This window comes from Streptomyces sp. NPDC001351, from assembly GCF_042896045.1.
Taxonomy (GTDB): Bacteria; Actinomycetota; Actinomycetes; order Streptomycetales; family Streptomycetaceae; genus Streptomyces.
Window position 1 is genome coordinate 1 of sequence record NZ_JBIAWS010000037.1, and the last position, 6,573, is coordinate 6,573.

Annotated in this window: 4 protein-coding genes and 1 pseudogene; all 5 read left to right on the top strand. The window is 67.7% G+C overall.

Annotated features, from left to right (window positions below):
• Positions 1 to 276 precede the first annotated feature (276 nt).
• A pseudogene (locus ACFY1U_RS50880) lies at positions 277 to 732 on the top strand (TniQ family protein); the annotation flags it as partial.
• 231 nt (positions 733 to 963) lie between these two features.
• Positions 964 to 2,196, top strand: a complete 1,233-nt coding sequence (locus ACFY1U_RS50885; protein ID WP_390700926.1) for a hypothetical protein — start codon at positions 964 to 966, stop codon at positions 2,194 to 2,196.
• A gap of 434 nt (positions 2,197 to 2,630) precedes the next feature.
• Positions 2,631 to 3,383, top strand: coding sequence for a TnsA-like heteromeric transposase endonuclease subunit (locus tag ACFY1U_RS50890; RefSeq protein WP_390700923.1), 753 nt, complete (start codon positions 2,631 to 2,633; stop codon positions 3,381 to 3,383).
• Positions 3,380 to 5,269, top strand: a complete 1,890-nt coding sequence (locus tag ACFY1U_RS50895) for a Mu transposase C-terminal domain-containing protein (protein ID WP_390700924.1) — start codon at positions 3,380 to 3,382, stop codon at positions 5,267 to 5,269. Before ACFY1U_RS50890 ends, ACFY1U_RS50895 begins: the two co-directional genes overlap by 4 nt.
• A complete protein-coding gene (locus ACFY1U_RS50900) occupies positions 5,266 to 6,318 on the top strand; it encodes a TniB family NTP-binding protein (RefSeq protein WP_390700925.1) in 1,053 nt (350 codons plus the stop codon). Before ACFY1U_RS50895 ends, ACFY1U_RS50900 begins: the two co-directional genes overlap by 4 nt.
• Positions 6,319 to 6,573: the final 255 nt, after the last annotated feature.

Genomic DNA, 6,573 nt, shown 5'->3' on the forward strand with positions numbered 1-6,573 from the left:
ACGTCGAACACCTCCCTCAACGGCACGGGAGCCTCGTGCGTTGCGAACCCCGACGCCTTCCCCCGATCGGTGGCCACGCTGAAAAAGCTCACTGACCGAAGAGGCAGCGCTATTCGCAAGCAGGACTCAGCGCAGGCCGTCCTACACGACGCTGAGTCGGCGGCTGGCATCCTACGCTGCCCAGCTCGCCCGAGCCTGCGACGAAGGAACTGACCTGCGAATCGAAGTGCCGAACCCCACCACCCCCACTGGCGCACGACAGCAGGGTCCGGTCCATTGACGACCCGTCCACTGGCACGAAGTCTCGCTCCGCTGCCGGAAGAGTCCCTGCCAGGCCTGCTCCTGCGTCTTGCCTACCGACTGGATCGCTCGCCGGCCAGGATCGCCGCGCTGTGCGGACTGAGCCGTCACCAACACCGATTGCCAGCCGAGTACTTGATCACCTTGTCCGCAGAAGCCACCGAGTCTCTCGAGGCAGCTGCATCCCTCCGCGAAGGCGAAGCCGACGCGCTCACCCTGTCAGCCATGGCCGCGGCCTATCCGCCACTGGCCAACATGCGTCTGGGCGGCAGTCGCAATATGGCCTCCGCCCGACGCACCTGGGCCTTCAGCTTGTCCAGCCGTTACTGCCCCGACTGCCTGGCTGGAGACGGAAGCGCGATTCAGAGCGCGTACGGAGGCCCGTGGAGACTGCGCTGGCATGTCCCGGTCTCCTTCGCGTGCACTGCCCACAGCCGCGTCCTGGAGAGCGGATGTCCACAGTGCGGAGGTCATCCGAACCGGTCCTCGAACACCGAACGGCAAGGGCTCATCACACAGCGCACGATCGGTGGACTACACCCCGCGCAGTGCCGCCATCGCCTCGCGCCCGGCCCTGTCGGTACCAGCGTCCGGATACCGCCGTGTGCAGCGCGACTCGACCAGACGGCCCGGGTAGCCGAGCAACCGGACAGTGACCTGGTCATGATGCTCGCCCTACAGCGACGTATCGACCGGCATTTGACCGCCACTGAACATCCGCCCGCGATCAGCAGCAACTACTCGAATCCAGAGCAGCACTTCTTTTCCGACCTGATAGCCGCCGCTCAACTCATCCGGCTCAGCTGGCCCGACAGTGCACGCTTTGCCCCCTCCAGCGCCGTCGCCGACCTGATTGCCCGCCACGTTGCCGCCTGGACCGCCCTCCGGGAAAACCGCAGCCCGGGCAGGCGCGTCCGTGATGCATGGGCGGCGCCCAAAGACCCGGCCGAGTGCGGAGCACTGCTGCTGGCCGCGGACACCCTGCTCGGCGGCCGGGGCCAGGACGACCTGGCCCTTCGCGAGCGGATCCAGCCGCTCGCGACCGCAGCGTTCACGCGAAACGAAGCGAACACCGGTGCCGCCTTCCGACGCATGGACGTCTCCCCAGACCTGTCAAGAGCCCTGGCCCAGCGGTCCCTTGGCTTCAACCGTGCGGGTGGCCATCACCACGCCAGACAGCACGTTCCCTCACGTCAGGTCCATTTCGGGATCGAGCATGTCCCCGCTCTCTTGCCCGAGGCATGGATCGGTGCGCACTTCGGTGATCTGACGTCCCTGTGGGACTCCGGTGATGTCTGGAAGCCACGGCATCTACGCCGAGTAGCCTCCCTCAAGCTCGTCGAAATGGCTGGCGGCGGAACCTGGCCACAATGCGCCGTCATCCTGGGAGTACCGTGGATCGCCGCCCAACGTAGCCTTGCCGTCCTCAAGCGAAGCCTGCTGCCCGGCGGTCTCTGGCCACTGCTCGACACTGCAGTCGAGACCCTCGCGCAGGAATTGGACGCTGATCCACTGAACGTGAATTTCGCTGCGCGTCGTCGAGCGCTGCGTACCTGGCAGATCCCTGTCAAGGACCTTGCTGCGCTCACGGAAGGCCTGGTCCGCCTTGCCAACGTGGAGTCCCCCTTGACCCGGGCTGCGGTAACCGCGCTCGTGTGGGCTCGAGTCACCCAGGGCGACCATCTGCACAGCCCATCGATCGAAGCACTTCGCAGAGCGAGGCAAAGTACCAAGCCCTTGGTCTCCGCCATCGGACAGTTGCAGACCCCCAGCAACCGCAGAGGCGCCAGACTCCGCATCCTTCAGCGCATCAGCGAATACGCCGATGACTTCGCCCAAGCGCTGAACGAGGGAGCCGATGGAGCTGAGGGACCAGCTACTCGCAAGCGTCCCTGACAACCGACCACCAAGCCTACCTTCAGCCCGGCTGTGCCTCTGCGCCCAGTGTGCGACATCCCGTGAGCTCCCCTATGCCTCGATGAGACCCTGCCCCCGGCCAGCAGACTCCTACAGCGTCGCCGTCACTGACTGCACGGACCCCACCGAAATACGCCCCTAAGGTCACGCGACCGAAGCGTATCTCGTCAAATATCGTCCAGTCGTACGACGCTGGGAAGCTGATCGTCCGGGACGCTTCCGGTTGTCGACGAAATCCGCTCCGCCACCACCGCACTGTTCAGCACCGGCAGTGCAAGGTCAAGGTCACTGTCCTTTGACAGCGAACCCAGTCGCGTTGTCATCCAATCGAGGCGTTTGACAGCGAATCCAGTCGTTTCGGCTTCTTTGACAGTGAATCTAGTCGTGACGGGTATGCAGGCTGGGGGTGTCGTATGTCGGTATCGGCTGGGTCGGAAGGGGCGGCGCCGTACGTCGAGGTGTCGAGTGTGGTGGGCAAGCGTGAGCGTCGTCGGCGTCCGCTTTTGGACTGTGTGTCGGTCAGGTTCGAGGACGCTCGTCCGGTGCGGCCGTTTCGGTGGCCGCCGGGTGGGCGCTATTTCCCGGGCTGGTACTGGGCGGCGACGACTCGGCAGCATGTCGGTTTCGAGTCGTGGCTGGAGCGGGACCGTCTCGTGCTCATGGATTTCGATCCGGCTGTGGTGGGGGTCGCCTCCCAGCCGTTCTGGCTGCACTGGCACGACGGGACGCGTGAGCGTCGGCATGCCCCGGACTTCTTCGTGCGCCGCGCGGATGGCTCGGCCGTGGTTGTCGATGTCCGCGCCGACGACTGCATCGCACCGCGGGATGCGGAAGCGTTCGAGGTGACGCGCCGGGCCTGCGCCGAGGCCGGGTGGGGCTTTGAGCGGGTGGGGAGGCCGGAGGCGGTGCTGCTGGCGAACGTGCGGTGGCTGTCGCGTTACCGTCACCCGCGCTGCCGGCAGCATCCGGTGGCGGCCCGGCTGATGGAAGTCTTCTCGCAACCGGTGCCGCTGATGGCCGGGGCCGACAGCGCCGGCGACCGGCTCGCGACGCTGCCTGTGTTGTTCCACCTTCTGTGGCGGCAGGAGTTGTCCGCCGAGGGGATGTCGGTCGAGCTGCTGGGGCCGCGCACGGTCGTGCGCCTCGCCGGTGGGGGTGCCGGATGACGGAGCAGGGGCGGCGGGTTCCACCGACAGCCCGGATCGCGGAGTACCCCAAGACGGCCGCTGACCAGGCCCGTTGGTGGGAGGGGCACATCCTGGAGGTGTTGCACGGTTTGCCGCCGGATGCTCCCCAGGGGGCGGTGCCGCGGCCGGAGTTCGACCCCAGGCTGCACTCGCTGGCCGAACGCGAGCGGGCCAAAGCGGCCGAGCTGACGGCGGCGGGCCATCGGATGACGGCCAGTGGCGTCAAGCAGCGGCGCCAGCGTTATCGCCGCGACGGGCTGGTTGGGCTGGCCGACGGCCGGACGGCCAAGCAGCTGCCTCCCTTCGGCCAGATCGCCCCGGCGGTGGTCGACGCGATGCGGCAGGCGATCGCCGAGACGACCGATGCCTCCTCGAGGACAGTCCGATTCACCATCTGGCGGACCAAGCAGATCCTGGCAGCCGGCGAGGATGGCGACGGCATCGAAATGCCCCACGAGCGCACGCTCTACCGGCTGTTCGACAAACTGGCCGCCGGGACACATGCGACCGGCTCGGCAACCACGCGCCGCTCGCTGCATGCGCGTCCGGCCGGCCCGTTCGGGGAAGTCCCGGCCATTGCACCGGGCGAGTTGATGCAGATCGACTCCAGTCCGCTGGATGTCCTGGTCAGGCTGGACGACGGCATCGCGGAGAAGGTTGAGCTGACCGCGCTGGTCGATATCGCGTCCAGGTCGATCACTGCGGCGGTCCTGCGGCCGACGACGAAGGCGGCCGATGCCTCCGCCCTGGTGGCCCGCAGCATCACGCCGGACATGATGCGCCCGGGCTGGTCGGAGTCGCTGCGCATGTCCCGGTCGGCACTGCCGCACCGCCGGCTGCTGGAATTGGACGAGCGGCTGGAGCATGCAGCGGCGCGGCCGGTGATCGTTCCGGAGACGGTCGTCTGCGACCACGGAAAGCTGTTCATCTCCAACAACTTCCGGGCCTCTTGCCGCTTTCTGGGCATCACGCTGCAGCCGACGCACAAGGCATCGCCCTTCGAGAAGGGAGTGATCGAGAAGACCCTGGGGTCCGTGGCGACGCTGTTCGCGCAGTTCGTCGCGGGCTACACCGGCCGGTCGGTGGACCGCCGCGGCCGGCACTTGGAGGACGGACCGCTGTGGTCGCTGCCCGAGCTGCAAGAACTGCTCGACGAGTGGATCGTCGCCGTCTGGCAGAACCGGCCGCACGACTCCCTGCGTGACCCCGACGCACCGAAGCGGGCCTTCTCGCCGAACGAGAAGTACGCGATGCTGCTGGAGTCGAGCGGCTACGTCCCGGCCCCGCTGAGCGGTGAGGACTACGTCGAGTTGCTGCCGGAACGGTGGCAGGCGATCAACGCCTACGGCATCAAGATCAACCACCGCACCTACGACAGCCCGGAGTTGAACCCGCTGCGCCGTCAGCGCTCCGGCATCGCCGAGAAGAACGGCTGGTGGGAGATCCACCACGACCCCTACGACGTCTCCCGGATCTGGGTACGCGACCGCCGCGGCGACAGGGACCGGTGGATCACCGCGTTCTGGCGGCACCTGCACCGCGTCGGCGTCCCGTTCGGCGAAATGGCCTGGGACCACGCCCGCCAACAGGTCCCGGGCCGCAACGAGACACAGATCGCGGATGCGGCGGCCGCCCTGCTCCAGCGCGCCCACGATGGCCCCCTAGACGAGAAGGGCCCTGCGGCCAAACGCTCTCAGAAAGATCGCCGGATTGCCGCCCGCACCCGGGCAACCGCCCCAGGCCGGGAGATCCCCGATCCTCCGGCCGACCGCGAACCGGCGGATGAGGACACCGACACCCCGCCGGCCAAGGTCATCCCGCTGGGCCTGTTCGACCCGCTCGCCAACCCCTGGAGGCGCCCGTGACCTCATCCACACCGGCACCCCGGCAAGCCGTGTTGCGGGAGTCCGACGCCGAGGCCGGCCGACAGCTGAACACTCTGACCGGATGGCGCAGGTTCATCGACGGGCCGCCCGAACCCCCGGCCCTGTCGTCCCGGAGCACGTGGCAGCAAATGCCAGTACCCGAGCGGGACCTCTACGACGAAGACCGCCTGGACCATCACGCCCGCATGCTCACGATCGCCACCTCGTTCGTCGAGAAGACGGCGATCTGCGGCCGTCGGCTGGTCCTGCTCAACCGCCACGCGATCAGCGCCCGCCGAGGGCTGATCGTTTCCGGCCCCGCGGGCACCGGAAAGACCATCGCCATCACCCAGTTGGGACGCTCCCACGAACTCCTTGACCGGGCCCGGCACCCACACGTCAACGACCGCATCCCGGTCGTCTACGTCACCGTCCCGCCGGCCGCGACGGCCCGCATGATCGCAACCGAGTTCGCCCGCTTCCTGGGACTGCCGGTGCGGGCCCGCTCGAACATCACCGACATCATCGAGGCCGTGGTCGGGGTCTGCACCGACACCCGCACCGGTCTGGTGCTGGTCGACGAGCTCCACAACATCTCACTCACCAGCCGCCACGGCGCCGAAGTCGCCGACACCCTCAAGTACTTCTCCGAGCGCCTGCCCGCCACCTTCGTCTATGCCGGCATCGACATCGCCGAATCCAGCCTTCTGTCCGGGACACGCGGCGCCCAGATCGCCGGCCGCTTCACCCTGATCCCCTCCCGCCCATTCCCCTGCAACAGCGAATGGAAGGGCCTGGTCGCCACCATGGAAGACACCCTGCGGCTGCACGACCACCGCCCAGGCACGCTCACCAGCCTGGACCGCTTCCTGCACAACCACACCGGCGGCATGATCGGATCCCTCTCCCACGCCATCCGCGGAGCCGCGATCGACGCCATCCTCACCGGCACCGAGAAGATCACCAAGCGGAGTCTGCAGGCCATCCCGCTCGACCACACCGCCCACACCACCGCCTCGATGGCCACGAAGACCGCAGCGTCCCGGTGAACAGCGAACTGCCGCCCCGGTATGCGCCTCTGCCGGTCCGCCTCCGCCCCTGCCTCGGAGAATCCTCCGACTCATACATCCGGCGCCTGGCCCGCGCCAACCATCTCAAGCCCAGCTTCCTGCACTGCTATCTCTCCGGCCCACCGCAGTGGTTCGCCAGGTGTCGGCGTACGGGCTTGTCTCCCCGGTCGCGTACGGGCGAACGTCCCCAGTTGTCAGGCCACTTCGGTCTCTCGCTCGATGGCCTGGAGGCGG

What these genes read in the sequence shown, in the direction of transcription:
- ACFY1U_RS50885 (WP_390700926.1), top strand. Translation starts at nt 964, where the DNA reads ATGATGCTCGCCCTACAGCGACGTATCGACCGGCATTTGACCGCCACT.
- ACFY1U_RS50890 (WP_390700923.1), top strand. Translation starts at nt 2,631, where the DNA reads ATGTCGGTATCGGCTGGGTCGGAAGGGGCGGCGCCGTACGTCGAGGTG.
- ACFY1U_RS50895 (WP_390700924.1), top strand. Translation starts at nt 3,380, where the DNA reads ATGACGGAGCAGGGGCGGCGGGTTCCACCGACAGCCCGGATCGCGGAG.